Below are 16,221 nucleotides of genomic sequence, written 5' to 3' on the forward strand. Positions count from 1 at the left end.
CGTCCGTTGAGAAAAGACCGCGGTCCGGATAGCGGGCGGATGCCGGTCGGCCGCCGCTCCGCCTGATCGGCACCGGACCCCTTGATCACCGTCGGTAAACATCCCGGACCGCATTCCGTCCAGGTGTGCGAACCGGCCATGGCCGTCCGGAGGTTGCCGCGGTGCACGGGTGGCGCGTTTTCGCTGCCGTCGTGGGGCGGTTCCGCTTCGGTGGTCCGGGGGCGGTGTGTTTCGGTGCTATGAACGCCGCGTTGCGTTGCACGCGGGGCGCACGGTCCGGCGTGTCAGCCGGCGAACCCCGGCACCACCAGACCGGACTCGTACGCGATCACCACGGCGTGGGTACGGTTCTGCGCGCCGAGCTTGGTCAGCACGTTCCCGACGTGTGTCTTCGCCGTCTCCAGGCTCACCGTGAGCGAATCCGCGATCTCCGGGTTGGACAGGCCGGTGGCCATCAGCCGCAGCACCTCCTCCTCCCGCCCCGTCAGCGCCGCCTTCGGCAACGCTTCGGCGGAGCCCAGCGGGCGGGTGGCGACCATCCGGCGCAGTGCCGCCGGGAAGAGGATCGCCTCGCCCGCCGCCACCACCCGCACCGCCTCCGCGATCTGCCGTACCGGCAGCCGCTTGAGCACGAACCCACTGGCCCCCGCGGAGAGCGCGGCAGTGACATAGCCGTCGTTCTCGAAGGTGGTGATCACCACGACCTTCGGCGGCCCGTCCGGCCAGGTCGGCTCGGCCAGCAGCTGCCGGGTGGCCTCGATCCCGTTGCGACGCGGCATCCGCACATCCATCAGGACCACGTCCGGCCGCAGCCGCCGTGCCTGCTCGACCGCCTCCACGCCGTCGGCGGCCTCCCCGACCACCGCGATACCCGGCTGAGCCGCGAGCAAGGTGCGCAGACCGCTGCGGGTCACCTCGTCGTCGTCCGCGATCAGGAGGGTGACGGGGGTACCGGCAGGGCCGGTGGTGGCGGGGCCGGAGCCCGCGCCGGTCGTGACGGCCGAGCTCGCGTGGGAGCCGGTCATGCCGACACCCGGACCGGCAGCCGGACCGCCAGCCGCCAGTGCCGCGGCCCGTCCGGGCCGACCTCGATCTCACCGTGCAGCAGCCGCACGCGCTCGGCAAGGCCGGGCAGGCCGTGCCCCGACGTCCGGAAGACACCCGCGCCCGTCCGCATGCCCGCGCCCGCCTCATTGACCACACCGAGCTCGAGGCAGTCCGGCAGGGCCGCCACCCGGACCCCGATCGGGCCGCCCGTCCCGTGCCGCAACGCGTTCGTCAGCCCTTCCTGCAGGATCCGGTACGCGGCCCGGGAGAGCGTCCCCTGCACCTGCGCCGACTCGCCGGACTGCTCGACCTCAAGGGTCGCGCCCGCGTGCCGCAAGCGGTCCAGCAGCTCCGGCAGGTCGGCCAGGGTCCGGGTCGGCGCTGTCCCCGCCTCTTCCTCGCGCAGCGCGCCCAGCACGTAGTCCAGGTCCTCCAGCGCGGCCCGGGTCGACTCCTCGATGCTGCGCATGGCCGCCCGCGCCGCCACCGGGTCGGCGGAGAGCACCTCACCCGCCACCGCGGCCTGGATCGTGGCCGCCGTCAGCGTGTGCCCGATCGAGTCGTGCAACTCGTGGGCCAGCCGGTTGCGTTCGGCCAGACGCTGCTCCCGCTCGGCCATCAGCGCGAGCCGCTCGGCCGACGAAGGACCCAGGAGCCTCGGTGCCAGCCACCGCAGCACGCTCGTCACCAGCACGCACACGACCGCCGCGAGCAGCACGCAGCCGAGCGCCATCACCCAGCTCCGCCATCCGCCGTCGGACCGCAGCGACCGGCCGAACACACTCAGCCCGGCTTCGGCGTCGAGCCAGTTCCCGGGGAGGGCGATCCCCATGAGGACCAGCACGCCGCTCGTCAGCGCCCCCGTCCACCCCAGTGCCACGTGCAGCAGCAGCCAGAGGGGAGTCCGCCAACGGTCGGTGCCGGACGGCACGGCGGCAGGGGCCGGCAGCGGCACCCTCAGAAGCTGTCGGGCGACCGCGATCAGGGCCCGCCGCGTGGTGCGGGCAAGACCGACCGAGCCGATCAGTGCTGCCCAGACCAGGAGGACCACGACGGCCTGCACTCCATAGGGAGCGGACGGCCACGCCAGTGCCGGCAGCAGGGCGAAAGGCAGCAGCGGAAGGCCCGCCAATGCGCCGCAATAGGCGAACGGCATGCCCGAATACGTGGAGCCGCGCAGCAGCGGCCGGAGTCCCCTGATCATGGTCGCCCCAGTATGACCGGGCAGCTCACCGAGGGCCTCCCCCGATCGAGGGAGCACCTTTTCCCGCCTTCGTGCGATGCGCATCCGCGACGCCGAAAGCCAGGATCGTGCCCTGATCGGTCGACCGGAGGACGTTTGATGAACACGCAAGGAAATAGAGATGCCGTCGCATCACACGGCATCGGCCAACGGCCCGGCCGGGGCAAGGCGCTCACCGGTGTGGTGACGTCGGCCCTCGCGATCGCGGTGTCCGTCCTGGTCGCCGTCTTCTTCGTCCGGTATGCCAACAAGACGCAGGAGTGCTACCAGCCCGACAGTTTCCAGCAGTACAAGCAGTGCGTCCGTCAGCAGCTCACCGGCAATTGACGGGCGACGGGCGACTTCTTTCCAGCAAGGACGAGCATCACTGTGCGAAACACACGCATTGCCTCTCTCATGGCCGTCGGCGCCGTGACGACTTTCCTTTCGGCACTTACACCGGTCATGGCCTCTTCGCCATCCGAGGCATCCGCGGCCAAGGACCCTCTGCGGCAGTACACGCAACAGGCGCCGCGGTGGCAGCGCTGCGATGCGAAGACCCCCGCCACCTTTCAGTGCACGACTCTCGAGGTGCCGCTGGACTACAGCGATCCCGGCGGCAAGAAGACGGACATCGCGGTGTCCCGGCTCAAGGCAAGCAGCGCGAAGGAACGTCGTGGCGTTCTGCTGCTCAACCCCGGCGGCCCCGGCGGGCCGGGCCTGGAGCTGCCCGTCGGCCTGGGAGCGGACTTCCCCGGGGACGTGAAGAGACAGTACGACCTCATCGGGTTCGACCCGAGGGGCGTCGGGCAGAGCTCGCCCGTCAGCTGCGGTCTGACCGCCGACGAACAGGACCTGGAGCGCCCCTACAGGACCGAGACCTTCGCGAAGGAGGTGAAGTGGGCCCGTACGGTGGCCGACAAGTGCCAGGCCGCGGAAGGTGACAGGCTGCGCCACCTCACCACCCGCAACACCGCTCGCGACATGGACGTCATCCGTGCCGTGCTGGGGGAGAAGAAGATCTCCTACCTGGGGTACTCCTACGGCACCTACCTCGGCGCCGTCTACGCGCAGATGTTCCCCCGGCGAACCGACCGGTTCCTGCTGGACAGCGCGGCCGACCCCGTACGGTACGGGCGGGGCACGTTCCAGGCGATGGCGGAGAGGGCCGAGCCCGCCTTCACACGATGGACCGAATGGACTGCCCGGCGACACACGACGTACGCACTGGGCCGTACCCCGGCCGAGGTCCGCAAGACGTTCCGGGACCTCATCGCCCAGGCCGACCGCAAACCCATCGACCACGGTGGGACGCTCTTCACCGGTGACACCATCCGCGCTCAGCGCGCCACGTTCTCCCGCGTTCAGAAAGCCGCCACATGGGTCGCCGAGCTGAAGAAGGCGGCCGAGGGCAGGAAGCCCGATCCGTCCGGCACTCCCGAGCAGGTCCCGAGCCCCCTCCGGCCGGCGTCCGCCCGTGACGTCCCCTCGGACAATGAAGCCGCGAGCGCCTGGGCTGTCCTCTGCGCCGACACCCGCACGACGTGGCCGAGCGACCCCGAGCAGTACCGCCGCGACGCGATCCGCGACAAGGCCCGGTATCCGCTGTCCGGCGACTTCGAGTCCAACATCAAGCCGTGTGCCTTCTGGAAGCCGGGCAGCGAGCCCGCGACCTCCGTGAACAGTGAGGTCAGCGCACTGATCCTGCAGAACGAATGGGACCCCGCAACGCCCCTGGCCGGCGGCCAGGCCATGCACCGGGCCCTGCGCGGCTCCCGGATGATCACTGTCGCCGGAGGGGAGGGGCATGGCGTCTATGGCACCGGATCCTGTGCGGACAAGAGCGCCACGGCCTATCTGACCACGGGCAGGCTCCCGGCCGAGGACCTGGCCTGCCGAGCGTCGGCCGGGTAGAAGGAGCCCGTCCGCTGTCCCTCGGCCACGTGGAACCCACCTGCGCCGCGTCAGACCAGGCTGTCCCGCCACGCGCGGTGCAGCGCGGCGAAGCGGCCGGTGCCGGCGATCAGTTCGGCGGGGGTGCCGTCCTCCACGACCCGGCCGCCGGACATCACCAGGACCCGGTCCGCGATCTCCACGGTCGACAGCCGGTGCGCGATGACCACCGCCGTACGGCCGCGCAGCACCGTGCGCATCGCGCGCTGCACCGCACGCTCACCGGGAACGTCCAGCGAGGACGTCGCCTCGTCGAGGATGAGGACCGCCGGGTCGGCGAGCAAGGCCCGTGCGAAGCCGACCAGTTGGCGCTGGCCGGCGGAGATACGGCCGCCGCGCTTGCGGACGTCCGTGTCGTAGCCGTCCGGCAGCGCGGTGATGAAGTCGTGGGCGCCGATGGCCCTCGCCGCGCGCTCGATGTCCTCCCGGGTGGCCCCCGGGCGGCCGATGGCGATGTTCTCCGCCACCGTGCCGGAGAACAGGAAGGCCTCCTGCGTCACCATGACCACCGCGCGGCGCAGCTCGGAACCCGACAGCTCGGGCAGGGGGACTCCGTCCAGCAGGACACGGCCGTCGGTGGGGTCGTAGAAGCGGGCGAGCAGCTTGGCGAGTGTGGACTTTCCGGCGCCCGTGGAGCCGACCACGGCCACCGTCCGCCCGGCGGCGAGGGTGAGATCGAAGCGGGGCAGCACCTCGCCGCCCGTGCGGTACGCGAAGCGCACCCCGTCGAAGAGGACCTCGCGGCCCGGCCGGCCGGACGGGCGCTCCGGCAGGGGCCGGGGGGCGGCCGGCTCGGGCACGGAGGGCCGCTGGGCGAGCAACCCCGCGATCTTCTCCAGCGAGGCCGCCGCGGACTGATAGGCGTTGAGGAACATCCCGAGCCGGTCGATCGGGTCGTACAGCCGCCGCAGATACATCACCGACGCCGCGAGCACCCCGAGCGCCAGCCCGCCGCCCGCCACCCGGTAGGCGCCCCACAGCACGATCGCGGCCAGCGAGGCGTTGGCCGCCAGCCGCGCGGAGACCACATAGCGGGCCATCTCCAGCATCACATCGCCGTTGGCTCGCATATGGCGGTCGTTGAGCAGCCGGAAGTCCGCCTCGTTGACCCGCTCGCGACGGAACGCCTGGACCGGCCGGATGCCGTTCATCGTCTCGCTGAACTTCACGATGACGGCCGCGATGGCCGTGGACCGCCTGCCGTACACCCGCCGGGAGCGCCGCTGGTAGGAGCGGACGAACAGATACAGCGGGCCGAAGGAGACCATCGCCGCGGCGCCCAGGCCCCAGTCCAGGTAGAGCAGCATCGCGGAGACGTACACCACGGACAGGGCGACGCCGATCAGCTCCTGGAGGCCGTCGTTCAGCAGCTCGCGGATCGACTCGACGTCGGTGGTGGCGCGGGAGACGATCCGGCCGGAGGTGTAGCGCTCGTGGAAGTCGACGCCGAGCGTCTGTGCGTGCCGGAAGATCCGGCCGCGCAGGTCCAGCAGGGCGCCCTGGCCGATGCGGGCCGCGAGCCGGACGAAGGCGAGCTGCAACAGCCCGGCGGCCAGCGCGCAGATCACATATCCGGCGCCGACGGCGACGAGCGGGCCGTAGTCGTGGCGGCGCACGGCGGGCACACCGTGGTCGATGGCGTACGCGACGAGCAGCGGGCCCGCCTGCACCGCGGCCTGCTGGAGCAGCAGCAGGACGACGGCGATCCGCACCCGGCCCCGGGCGGGGGTGAGCAGTGAGCGCAGCAGGGCGCGGGAGGCGCCCTTGGGGGTGGGCAGGACGTCCCGGTCGAAGGGGTCGCCGGCGGGCTCGTCCCCTTTCTCCTTCTGCTGGGCGGCCGGTGGGCCGGAGACATCGGTGGTCATCGCGGAGAGCCTCCGTCCCGCGCGTAGTCCTCGAAGTCGTCGGAATCGTCGGAGTCGTCGGAGCTCCCGTGGCCGGACATGAGCGACGCGTACTCCTCGTTGCCGTGCAGAAGTTCGTGGTGGGTGCCGACCGCCGCGATCCGGCCCCGCGAGAGCAGCGCGACGCGATCGGCGAGCAGCACCGTCGACGGGCGGTGGGCGACGACGAGGGCCGTCGTGGTCGCCAGCACCTCGCGCAGCGCCGCCTCGACCGCCGCCTCCGTGTGCACGTCGAGCGCCGACAGCGGGTCGTCCAGGATGAGGAAGCGCGGGCTGCCGACGACCGCCCGGGCCAGTGCCAGCCGCTGCCGCTGACCGCCGGAGAGGCTGAGCCCCTGCTCACCGACCTGGGTGCGGTGCCCGTCGGGGAGGGCGTCCACGAAGTCGGCCTGGGCGACGGCCAGCGCACGCTTCAGATCGGACTCGTCCGCGCCCTCCGAACCCATCAGGACGTTCTCGCCGACGGAGGCGGAGAAGAGGGTGGGCTCCTCGAAGGCGACGGAGACCAGCTCACGCAGCCGCCGGCGGGGCAGCGCGGTGATGTCCTCGCCGTCGAGGGTGATGCGGCCGGCGGTCGCCTCGTGCAGCCGGGGGATCAGCGCGGTCAGCGTGGTCTTGCCGCTGCCCGTGGTGCCGACGAGAGCCATGGTCTCGCCCGGCCGGATGTGCAGATCGATCCCCCGGAGAACGGGCGGGGCGTCCGGTGGTGCGTCGGGATAGCGGAATTCGACGCCTTCGAGACGCAGCCCGCGGTCCTGCGCTTCCGGCTTCCCCGCCGGGGTCACCGGCCGGGGGTCCGCCTCCGCGACGTCCATCACCTCGAAGAAACGGTCCGAAGCCGTCGCGGTCTCATTGGTCATCGCGAGCAGGAAGCCGAGCGACTCGACCGGCCAGCGCAGCGCCAGCGCCGTGGACAGGAACGCCACGAGCGTGCCCGCCGACAGCTCGCCGTCCGCGACCTGCACCACCCCGAGCAGGAGCGCCGCCCCGATCGCCAGCTCGGGCAACACCATGATCAACGCCCAGAGCGTCCCCAGCAGGCCCGCCTTGCGCAGCTCCGTCGTCCGCAGCCGCTCGGACAGCGAACCGAAGGCCCGCTCCTGCCCCCGGTGTTGACCGAACCCTTTGATGATGCGGATGCCGAGGACGCTCTCCTCGACGATCGTGGTCACATCACCCACCTGGTCCTGCGCGGTGCGCGCGGCCAGGGAATAACGCTCCTCGAAGAACCAGCACAGCACGACCAGCGGGGCCACGGGGGCGAGCAGCACCAGCCCCAGCGTCCACTGCTGCGCCAGCAGAATGGCGAAGCCCACGACGATCGTCGTCGCGTTGACCAGGAGGAAGGTCAGCGGAAACGCCAGGAACATCCGCATCAGCATCAGATCGGTCGTGCCGCGCGAGAGCAGCTGCCCCGAGGACCAGCGGTCGTGGAAGGCGACGGGCAGCCGCTGCAGATGACGGAAGAGCGCCGCCCGCATGTCCGCCTCGACCCGTGCGAGGGGCCGCGCCACCAACACCCGCCGCACCCAGAACAACACCGCCTCGGCGGTGCCGAGCACCAGCAGCACCACCCCGCCGACCCACACCCCGGACGGATCCCGATCGGCGACCGGCCCGTCCACGATCCACTTGAGCGCGAGCGGAATGACCAGCCCCAGACACGACGCCAGCACCCCCACGAGCGCCGCCCCGACCAGCCGCCCCCGCACCGGCCGCACATACGGCCACAGGCGGTAGAGCGAGCGCACGGCGGAGCGCCGGGGGCGGGCCTCCGGGGGCGTGGTCGTCTCAGTCATCACCGGCGAGCGTACGGTTCCGCACTGACAACGCCCAGCCGATGTTCGTACCTAGGGCTCAAGTTCGTGGTAGTGGTCGGGGGTTGTTCGATTCATAGGCAATTCAGAGCGAGTTCAGGGGTGGGGCGCGATGCGTGATGGTCGTGGGGGCCGTGGTGGCCGAAGAGCGGTGGCGTTACTTGCTTTATTGATGGGGGCTGTCTCCTGCGGGACGCCGGGCGGTGACAAGCCCCCCGAGCCGGCGCACCCGGTGTTCGACGCCGAGCAGTCGATGCAGCTGCTCAAGGCCCGGGACGTGACACGGCAGTCGGGCCTGGCCCGCTTCACCTCGACCGTCGTCGTCGGATCCGCCGGAGGCGACTTGGTCGAAACCAGCCGGGGCGAACAGGACTTCGGCAGGGGCACCGCCTACGCGGAACGGACCGTGAGTATTGCGGACGACTTCCCCGAGAGGGTCGCCGACCGGCTGGGCCCGCCCGGAACGGAGACGTTCGCGATCACGGCGCGCCAGGTGCTCGTCCGCGACGGATCCGTATGGCTCCACTACCGGCCCGTGGGAGTCGGCCCGGTCGCTGACGCGATGCGCTCGCTGAGGCGGTTCGAAGGGGAGACGGCACCGTTCGGCGACACTCTGGCCGAGGCGATCCCGTCGGCGCGCCCGCAGGGCCGGCCCGTGGTGCGCGAGGACGGCGGGCGTGACTACCGGGCCGTGGTGCCCGGAGGCGTCGCGGCCGCCGCCCTGCCCAGCGGCCTGGGGAAGATGAAGGACGGCTGGAACAGCGAAGCCGGCAAAGGACAGAACGGCATGTTCCCCATGGAGATCCGGCTCGACTCCCGGGGCCGGGTGACCCGGGCCACGATGGACCTGACACCGCTGCTCACCCATATGCGGGACGTGGAGGGAGTGCAGAGCGTCCGGGCAACGTACGAGCTGTCGGGTCACGGCGGCAGGGCGACCAGGACGTTGCCCGACCCTTCCACGGTCGAGGACGCCACGAAGACCCTGACGCTGATCGGCGAAGTGGCCCCGGGTGACTGCGCGCTGTTCGCCCCCGGACTCGCCTCGGCCGCGATGGTCCGCACGGTGCCCTGCACCCGGAAGCACGATCTTCGCGTGTTCGGGCAGGCACTCGTGGGCATCCTGGGCTCGCGAGCCGTGGAAGAGGGCGCGGCGAGGAAGGACGCCGTGGCATCGTGCCGGGACCAGTTCCACGAGGCCCCCGAGGCATGGGTGCGGGAGGCCGTCCCGGCAGGCCGCTACCTGGTCACGGGCGGGTCCCGCTTCACTGGACACATCGGCGCCAGCGGCAAGAGCAACAGCCGGCTCAGAGGCCAATACACCTGCTACGTCCGCACCTCCGCGCCCGCTTCCTGATCACCGCGCGGTGGCACCGCCCGCAGCAGCAGTACCGTCCGGGGCGGCACCGTGACCCGGGCGCCCGCCCTGCGGCGGGTGCCCGGTGCCGTGCGCTGGTCCTCCCGTGAGGTGTCCACCAGCAGCTCGTACGCGTCCGCCCAAGGAGGACCCGGAAGGGTGAAACGCTGCGGGCGGTGGCCGCCGTGCAGGACGGCCAGGAAACTGTCGTCCGTGACCGGGTCGCCCTTCGGGTCGCGCTGCGGGATGTCCCGGCCGGAGAGGTACATGCCGAGGGTGCGGGCCGGCGCGTACCAGTCGGCCTCGGTCATCTCCGTGCCGCGCGGGCTGAACCAGGCCAGGTCCCGCAGACCGTCCGCGCTCTGCGGGCGGCCGGAGAAGAAGGCGTGACTGCGCAGCACCGGATGGGTGCGGCGCAGCGCGAGCAGTCGGGAGCAGAGGTCCGTCAGGGCCCGCCAGCCCGGGTCCGCCGTGTCGTCCAGCAGTGACCAGTCGATCCAACTGGTGGCGTTGTCCTGGCAGTAGGCGTTGTTGTTGCCCTGCTGGGTGCGGCCCATCTCGTCTCCCGCCACCAGCATCGGCACCCCGGTGGACAGCAGCAGCGTGGTCAGCAGGTTGCGTAACTGCCGCTGGCGCAGCGACCGGACGGCCGGATCGTCACTCTCGCCCTCGGCGCCGCAGTTCCACGACCGGTTGTCCCCTGTGCCGTCCCGGTTGCCCTCGCCGTTGGCCTCGTTGTGTTTCTGCTCGTAACTGACCAGGTCCCGCAGGGTGAAGCCGTCGTGCGCGGTGATGAAGTTGACGGAGGCGTACGGGCGGCGGCCGCCCCACGCGTAGAGGTCGCTGGAGCCGGAGAGCCGGTAGCCGAGGTCGCGGACGTCGGGCAGCGCACCCCGCCAGAAGTCGCGCACCGCGTCGCGGTAGCGGTCGTTCCACTCCGCCCACAGCGGGGGGAAGGCGCCGACCTGATAGCCGCCGGAGCCCACGTCCCAGGGCTCGGCGATCAGTTTGACGCGGCGCAGCACGGGGTCCTGGGCGATGACCGCGAGGAAGGGGGAGAGCATGTCGACGTCGTGCATCGACCGGGCCAGGGCCGCCGCCAGGTCGAAGCGGAAGCCGTCGACGCCCATCTCCGTGACCCAGTAGCGCAGCGAGTCGGTGATCAGCCGCAGGACGTTCGGCTGCACCACGTGGAGGGTGTTCCCGCACCCCGTGTAGTCGGTGTAGCGGCGGGCGTCGCCCTGCAGCCGGTAGTAGCCGCGGTTGTCGATGCCCCGCAGGGACAGGGTCGGGCCCAGCTCGCCGCCCTCGGCCGTGTGGTTGTAGACGACGTCGAGGATGACCTCGATGCCCGCCGCGTGCAGGGCCCGCACCATGCGCTTGAACTCGCCGACCTGCCGGCCACGCGATCCCGAGGCGGCGTAGGCGGCGTGCGGCGCGAAGTAGCCGATGGAGTTGTAGCCCCAGTAATTACGCAGGCCGCGCCGTAACAGGTGGTCCTCGTGCGCGAACTGGTGCACCGGCAGCAGTTCCACGGCCGTCACCCCGAGCCGGACCAGGTGCTCCACGGCCGCCGGGTGCGCCAGCCCGGCGTAGGTGCCGCGCAGCCGCTCCGGGATGCCGGGGTGGCGCATGGTGAAGCCGCGCACGTGCAGCTCGTAGATGACCGAGTCGGGCCAGGGGGTCTTGGGGCGGTGGTCGTCCGCCCAGTCGTCATCGTCGGCGACGACCACCCCTTTGGGGACGTACGGGGCCGAGTCGCGCTCGTCGCGCACGGTGTCCGCGATGTGCTGCTGCGGCCAGTCGCGGACGTGCCCGTACACCTCGGGAGGGAGGGAGAAGTCGCCGTCCACCGCGCGCGCGTACGGGTCGAGCAGCAGCTTCGAGGGGTTCCAGCGGGCGCCCGTCCAGGGGTCCCAGCGGCCGTGCACGCGGTAGCCGTAGCGGCGGCCGGGCAGCACGCCGGGGACGAAGCCGTGCCAGATCTCGTGCGTCAACTCGGTCAGCCGGCAGCGGGTTTCGCGCACGGCGCCGCCGGGGCCGGCCCCCGTCGTCCCCTCGGCCCCTTCTTCGGCTTCCTCGTCATCGAACAGGCACAGCTCCACCGCCTCCGCCCCGGCCGCCCACAGGGCGAAGTTCGTCCCGGCCACGCCGTCCGCGCCCACCGTGAAGCGGGCCCCGAGCGGCTCGGTACTGCCCGGCCGGACGGGGGCGGCGGGCGGGCGCGCCGAGGCCGTCGGCCGGTGGCCGTTCGCCCCGGCCGTGGCGGGGGCCGGCCCGGCCCCCGCGCCGGGACGCCCTGGACCGCCTGTGAAGCTCTCGCCCTGTTCCGCCTCTTGCTCGGGTGCGCTCGACACGTGTTCGCCTCCGGCGGCTCGGCTGGCGCGCCGGGCACCCGGCTCCCGTGCCGGGCGTCGGCGGTCGCGTCCTTCCCCCAGTTCTGCCCAGATCCACGGGTGTGCTCACACGCGTGATCGGGACCGGCAAACGAGTGCACCGGTGGATACGGCCCCGCCCGGTCCCCTCGACGGTGTCGGGCCGGGCCCCGGTCATCCGGCCCGGGTGGCTGAAATATGCTGCCCCGATCGAGCCACTGGTCAAGCGCCAGGCACACGGCTCGTACCACCACTCCCATTTGGGACCGAACGGTGACATACGCGGGGGGCGGTGCCGTCCGGGGCGTGTGGTTATCTATCGCCATGCGCGCGTGCCGCGCTCAGATGGGCGCCGCGTGGGCGGGCCGTGTGAGGGGAGACAACCGTTTTGAAGACGCAGCCGATACCGGGTCGGCGGGGGAGCCGCAGCGCACCGCTCGCCGCGCTGCTCGGGGCCACATTGCTGCTGGTCACCGCCTGTGGCGGGTCGGATGACGCGAAGAAGGCCGGTGCCAGTGTCAGCGGCCCCTCCGAGGCCGTCGTCACCATCGCCCCCAAGGACGGTGCGAAGGACGTCGCGACGAGCGGTGCCCTCAAGGTCACCGCCGAGAAGGGCAGCATCACGTCCGTCAAGGTCGCCGACGCCAAGGGCAGAACGGTCGACGGCAAGATAACCGGCGATGGTGCGGCCTGGGAGCCGACCAGTCACCTGGCCGCCTCCACGAAGTACACGGTCGACGCCATCGCGAAGGACAAGAAGGGCCGGACGTCCGCCAAGCACGCGGCGTTCACGACCCTCACCCCGAAGAACACTTTCGTTGGCTACTTCACGCCCGAGGACGGCACCACCGTCGGCGTGGGAATGCCCGTTTCGATCAATTTCAGCCGTGGCATCACCAACCCCAAGGCCGTCGAGCGGGCCGTCAAGGTGACCGCCGAGCCGTCCGTACCCGTCAAGGGCCACTGGTTCGGCAACGACCGCCTCGACATCCGCCCCGAGAAGTACTGGGCCGCCGGCACCAAGGTGACCGTCCAGCTCAACCTCGACGGCGTCGAGGGCCGCGAGGGCGTGTACGGCTCGCAGACCAAGACCCTGAAGTTCACGGTCGGCCGCAGCCAGATCAGCACGGTCGACGCCAAGTCCCACCGGATGACGGTCGAGCGGGACGGCAAGGTCATCAAGGACATCCCGATCTCGGCCGGCTCCCCCGCCAGCCCCACGTACAACGGCCAGATGGTCATCAGCGAGAAGCACGAGGTGACGCGCATGAACGGCGCCACCGTCGGCTTCACCAAGGCCGACGGCAAGGGCGAGTACGACATCCCGGACGTGCCGCACGCGATGCGCCTGTCCACCTCCGGCACCTTCCTGCACGGCAACTACTGGTCCGGCTCCTCCACCTTCGGCTCGGAGAACGCCAGCCACGGTTGCGTGGGCCTGGAGGACCAGCGCGGCGGTGGCGACCCGTCCACCCCGGCCGCCTGGTTCTACAACAACTCCCTCATCGGTGACGTCGTCGTCGTGAAGAACTCCGACGACAAGACGATCCAGCCCGAGAACGGCCTCAACGGCTGGAACATGCCCTGGGCGGACTGGGGCAAGAGCAGCTGACGTCTGACACCTGACGCCTGACGTCGTTTTTGTGGGGCCCGGTGCACGGTAGATCCGTGGACCGGGCCCCACGCACATGCGGTTAACCAGTACTAACCTGCTGCCATGACTGTGCACCTAGAGGTAGCCGAGGGCGTCGGCACGATCCGGCTCGACCGTCCGCCGATGAACGCACTGGACATCGCCTCCCAGGACCGGATCCGGGAGCTGGCCGAGGAGACGTCCCGCCGCGACGACGTACGGGCCGTCGTGCTGTGGGGCGGGGAGAAGGTGTTCGCGGCCGGGGCGGACATCAAGGAGATGCAGAACATGGACCACGCCGCCATGGTGGCGCGGTCCCGCGGGCTCCAGGACTCCTTCACGGCCGTGGCCCGCATCCCCAAGCCCGTCGTCGCCGCCGTCACCGGCTACGCCCTGGGCGGCGGCTGTGAGCTGGCCCTGTGCGCCGACTTCCGGATCGCCGCCGAGAACGCCAAGTTCGGCCAGCCCGAGATCCTGCTCGGACTCATCCCCGGCGCGGGCGGCACCCAGCGGCTGTCCCGGCTCATCGGCCCGTCCAAGGCCAAGGACCTCATCTTCACCGGTCGTCAGGTCAAGGCCGAGGAGGCGCTCTCCCTGGGCCTCGTCGACCGGGTCGTACCGGCCGAGGAGGTGTACGAGCAGGCACACGCGTGGGCGGCCAGGCTCGCGGCCGGCCCCGCCATCGCGTTGCGCGCGGCCAAGGAGGCGGTGGACGCGGGGCTGGAGACCGACATCGACACCGGGCTCGCGATCGAGCGGAACTGGTTCGCGGGGCTGTTCGCGACCGAGGACCGGGAGATCGGTATGCGCAGCTTTGTCCAGGACGGGCCGGGCAAGGCCAAGTTCAGCTGACCCGCGCCGGGTTGCCGGCCGCCGACACCCTGTCGGGGGCGCACGCCGGAGGGTTGCCTCTTGTGGGGGAATTTCCTCCGGCGTGCGTACCCCTTGGATTGACCCGGTCGCGGCCCGTCGGGGGCCCGTCGGGCACCGGGCGTCGCCGCAGGTCGGTGAACGTTTCCCAGGGGCCTCGCTGCCCATGGCATATGTCGGGAGGGGCGCGTGGAATCGTAGGTTCCGGTGCGGTGAATCCCTACGTTCCCCTCCGTGGCGGCTTTACGGCGGCCATGATGGGGGCATGGCGGGCCTGGAGGGATCGGAGCAACCGCGGCAGCGGGTCGGTACGGCCGCTGTGCGGTGGAGCCCGACCGTTGAGGATGAACTGGCGCTGAAGGCGCTCGAACTGTTCGGCAACCCCACACTCGGTGAGGTCCGGTTGCCTTCGCGTCCGGAGTCGGCGGCCGCGGCCCGGCGGCTGACCCAGACCGTCGTCCTGCGTCAGTGGGGCCTGTCGGCCCAACTCACCGAGCACGCGGTCCTGCTGGTCTCCGAGCTCGTCGGCAACGCCGTCCGGCACACCGGTGCCCGGTGCTTCGGCCTGCGGATGCTGCGCCGCCGCGGCTGGCTCCGGATAGAGGTGCGCGACCCCTCGCGCGGGCTGCCGTGCCTGCTGCCCGTGCGCGAGCTCGACACGAGCGGCCGGGGGCTGTTCCTGGTCGACAAGCTGTCCGACCGCTGGGGCGTGGACCTGCTGGCGCGCGGCAAGACGACGTGGTTCGAGATGCGGGTCGCCGACCGCTGAGCCGGTGGCGGGCGGGTGCGGCCGGTGCCGTGCGCGTTCACCCCAAACGAAGAGGCCTCCATCCGTCGGAATGCGACGGGCCGGAGGCCTCTTCGTGGGCCGCGGAATGAATTGGGGTGTATCCCGCGGCGTAATGACGACCTGGCCCGGGTCAATGGGGGTCGTTGCCCCGACTATGTCACGCGGAGTGGTCGGGAGCCAAAGGGGCAATCACCCCCAATGGGATATCACTGGCAATACCGTTCGGTAATCAAAGGTGAGCTATGCCACCCGCCTTGCATTCCATGAATCATTTGGCGCGACCGCTTATCTTTATGCGCCTTTACTGTGAGTAATAACGGGGGCCGCGGCCGCGGTCCTTGCGGTCCGGGTGCCCGGCGGGTGTCATGGCACCATCCGGCGCTTCCCGCGCCGCGGACCGATGGAGCCCCCCATGGCACAACCCGCCTTACCCGACCCCGCCACCCCCGCGGCCGGCTACCCGGCCACCCACTGGATCCCGGCCGACAGCGCCAACTACACGGTCTCCGGCCGCCCCGCCGCCTACCCCGTCCGCTACGTCGTGGTCCATGTGACCCAGGAGACGTTCCCCGACGCCATGAAGATCTTCCAGAATCCGCGGTCGAAGGTCTCCGCGCACTACATGGTCGCCTCCGCCGACGGCTACATCGGCCAGTTCGTCCGCGAGAAGGACATCGCCTGGCACGCCGGCAACTGGGACTACAACACCCGCAGCATCGGCATCGAGCACGAGGGCTGGACCGACCGCCCCGAGTACTTCACCGACGCGCTCTACCGCTCCTCCGCGAGGCTCGCCGCCGCCATCTGCACGCGCTACGGCATCCCCAGGACCCGCGCCCATGTCATCGGCCACCACGAGGTCCCCGGCGCCACCCACACCGACCCCGGACGGTACTGGGACTGGACCCGCTACATGGAGCTGGTGGCCGACGGCTGAACCCCCGGACCGGCACCCGGAGGCGACGGCTAATCTGTGCCGGTCACACCAGCACACAAAAGGGGAGGCCCGCGTGGCCAGCATCGATGCAGCGCGCAAGGCGTTCGACCGGTTCGACGTGGACGGGGACGGTTTCATCACCGCCACCGAGTACAAGAGCGTGATGGCCGAGCTCGGCGACTTCAACGTCACCGAGACCGTGGCCCAGGCCATCATCAACAAGAAGGACGGCAACGGCGACGGCGTGCTGTCCTTCGAGGAGTTCTGGACCTCCTACAACGCCTGACCCGGCCCGCGGGAACCATGCGGGCCCGGC

The 16,221-nt window shown here is 71.1% G+C and carries 13 protein-coding genes; 8 read left to right on the forward strand and 5 right to left on the reverse strand.

Annotation, left to right across the window (positions count from 1 at the left end):
- Nucleotides 1–284: 284 nt before the first annotated feature.
- Both JO379_RS23950 and JO379_RS23955 read right to left on the reverse strand, forming a co-directional pair.
- Nucleotides 285–1,025, reverse strand: coding sequence for a response regulator transcription factor (locus tag JO379_RS23950; RefSeq protein ID WP_209516925.1), 741 nt, complete (start codon nt 1,023–1,025; stop codon nt 285–287).
- Entirely contained in the window at nt 1,022–2,251 is a 1,230-nt protein-coding gene (locus JO379_RS23955) for a sensor histidine kinase (RefSeq protein ID WP_209516928.1), read from the reverse strand. Before JO379_RS23955 ends, JO379_RS23950 begins: the two co-directional genes overlap by 4 nt.
- A gap of 219 nt (nt 2,252–2,470) precedes the next feature.
- On the opposite strand from JO379_RS23955, the gene JO379_RS23960 reads away from it, so the two are divergent.
- Both JO379_RS23960 and JO379_RS23965 read left to right on the forward strand, forming a co-directional pair.
- On the forward strand, nt 2,471–2,617 hold the full coding sequence (locus JO379_RS23960) for a hypothetical protein (RefSeq protein WP_209516931.1): 147 nt from the start codon (nt 2,471–2,473) through the stop codon (nt 2,615–2,617).
- Nucleotides 2,618–2,686: 69 nt separating this feature from the next.
- Nucleotides 2,687–4,183 carry an alpha/beta hydrolase gene (locus JO379_RS23965; RefSeq protein WP_209516934.1) on the forward strand — a complete coding sequence of 499 codons (1,497 nt, stop codon included), beginning with the start codon at nt 2,687–2,689 and terminating at the stop codon, nt 4,181–4,183.
- 50 nt (nt 4,184–4,233) lie between these two features.
- On the opposite strand, the gene JO379_RS23970 is transcribed toward JO379_RS23965, so the two are convergent.
- A complete protein-coding gene (locus JO379_RS23970; protein WP_130880018.1) occupies nt 4,234–6,087 on the reverse strand; it encodes an ABC transporter ATP-binding protein in 1,854 nt (617 codons plus the stop codon).
- On the reverse strand, nt 6,084–7,925 hold the full coding sequence (locus JO379_RS23975; protein ID WP_209516937.1) for an ABC transporter ATP-binding protein: 1,842 nt from the start codon (nt 7,923–7,925) through the stop codon (nt 6,084–6,086). The genes JO379_RS23970 and JO379_RS23975 overlap by 4 nt, the downstream gene beginning before the upstream one ends.
- Before the next feature lie 190 nt (nt 7,926–8,115).
- Here JO379_RS23975 and JO379_RS23980 point away from each other — a divergent pair, with 190 nt between their 5' ends.
- Complete coding sequence (locus JO379_RS23980) at nt 8,116–9,300, forward strand: hypothetical protein (protein ID WP_209516940.1); 1,185 nt, start codon at nt 8,116–8,118, stop codon at nt 9,298–9,300.
- Here the strand turns inward: JO379_RS23980 and glgX are convergent.
- Nucleotides 9,270–11,657 carry a glycogen debranching protein GlgX gene (glgX, locus tag JO379_RS23985; RefSeq protein WP_209516943.1) on the reverse strand — a complete coding sequence of 796 codons (2,388 nt, stop codon included), beginning with the start codon at nt 11,655–11,657 and terminating at the stop codon, nt 9,270–9,272. The genes JO379_RS23980 and glgX overlap by 31 nt on opposite strands.
- Before the next feature lie 406 nt (nt 11,658–12,063).
- Between glgX and JO379_RS23990 the strand changes: the two genes are divergently transcribed.
- The 5 genes from JO379_RS23990 to JO379_RS24010 all read left to right on the forward strand — a co-directional run bounded on the left by JO379_RS23990 (nt 12,064) and on the right by JO379_RS24010 (nt 16,191).
- Nucleotides 12,064–13,287 (forward strand): L,D-transpeptidase, encoded by a 1,224-nt coding sequence (locus JO379_RS23990; protein ID WP_245381537.1) that lies wholly within the window; start codon nt 12,064–12,066, stop codon nt 13,285–13,287.
- Between the two features lie 105 nt (nt 13,288–13,392).
- On the forward strand, nt 13,393–14,160 hold the full coding sequence (locus tag JO379_RS23995) for an enoyl-CoA hydratase/isomerase family protein (RefSeq protein WP_209516946.1): 768 nt from the start codon (nt 13,393–13,395) through the stop codon (nt 14,158–14,160).
- A gap of 178 nt (nt 14,161–14,338) precedes the next feature.
- Nucleotides 14,339–14,947 carry an ATP-binding protein gene (locus JO379_RS24000; RefSeq protein WP_370423964.1) on the forward strand — a complete coding sequence of 203 codons (609 nt, stop codon included), beginning with the start codon at nt 14,339–14,341 and terminating at the stop codon, nt 14,945–14,947.
- Between the two features lie 433 nt (nt 14,948–15,380).
- Nucleotides 15,381–15,905 carry an N-acetylmuramoyl-L-alanine amidase gene (locus tag JO379_RS24005; protein WP_245381538.1) on the forward strand — a complete coding sequence of 175 codons (525 nt, stop codon included), beginning with the start codon at nt 15,381–15,383 and terminating at the stop codon, nt 15,903–15,905.
- A 73-nt stretch (nt 15,906–15,978) separates the two neighbouring features.
- Nucleotides 15,979–16,191, forward strand: a complete 213-nt coding sequence (locus JO379_RS24010; RefSeq protein ID WP_130880025.1) for an EF-hand domain-containing protein — start codon at nt 15,979–15,981, stop codon at nt 16,189–16,191.
- The last annotated feature ends 30 nt before the right edge of the window (nt 16,192–16,221 follow it).

Origin of the sequence: Streptomyces syringium, from assembly GCF_017876625.1 — a bacterium.
Taxonomy (GTDB): Bacteria; Actinomycetota; Actinomycetes; order Streptomycetales; family Streptomycetaceae; genus Streptomyces; species Streptomyces syringius.

Excerpts from the sequence above, each read along its gene's own strand:
- JO379_RS23975 (WP_209516937.1), bottom strand. The coding sequence starts at position 7,925 with ATGACTGAGACGACCACGCCCCCGGAGGCCCGCCCCCGGCGCTCCGCC.
- JO379_RS23950 (WP_209516925.1), bottom strand. The coding sequence starts at position 1,025 with ATGACCGGCTCCCACGCGAGCTCGGCCGTCACGACCGGCGCGGGCTCC.
- JO379_RS23965 (WP_209516934.1), top strand. The coding sequence starts at position 2,687 with ATGGCCGTCGGCGCCGTGACGACTTTCCTTTCGGCACTTACACCGGTC.
- JO379_RS23980 (WP_209516940.1), top strand. The coding sequence starts at position 8,116 with ATGGGGGCTGTCTCCTGCGGGACGCCGGGCGGTGACAAGCCCCCCGAG.
- JO379_RS23995 (WP_209516946.1), top strand. The coding sequence starts at position 13,393 with ATGACTGTGCACCTAGAGGTAGCCGAGGGCGTCGGCACGATCCGGCTC.
- JO379_RS23955 (WP_209516928.1), bottom strand. The coding sequence starts at position 2,251 with ATGATCAGGGGACTCCGGCCGCTGCTGCGCGGCTCCACGTATTCGGGC.
- JO379_RS24005 (WP_245381538.1), top strand. The coding sequence starts at position 15,381 with ATGGCACAACCCGCCTTACCCGACCCCGCCACCCCCGCGGCCGGCTAC.
- JO379_RS23970 (WP_130880018.1), bottom strand. The coding sequence starts at position 6,087 with ATGACCACCGATGTCTCCGGCCCACCGGCCGCCCAGCAGAAGGAGAAA.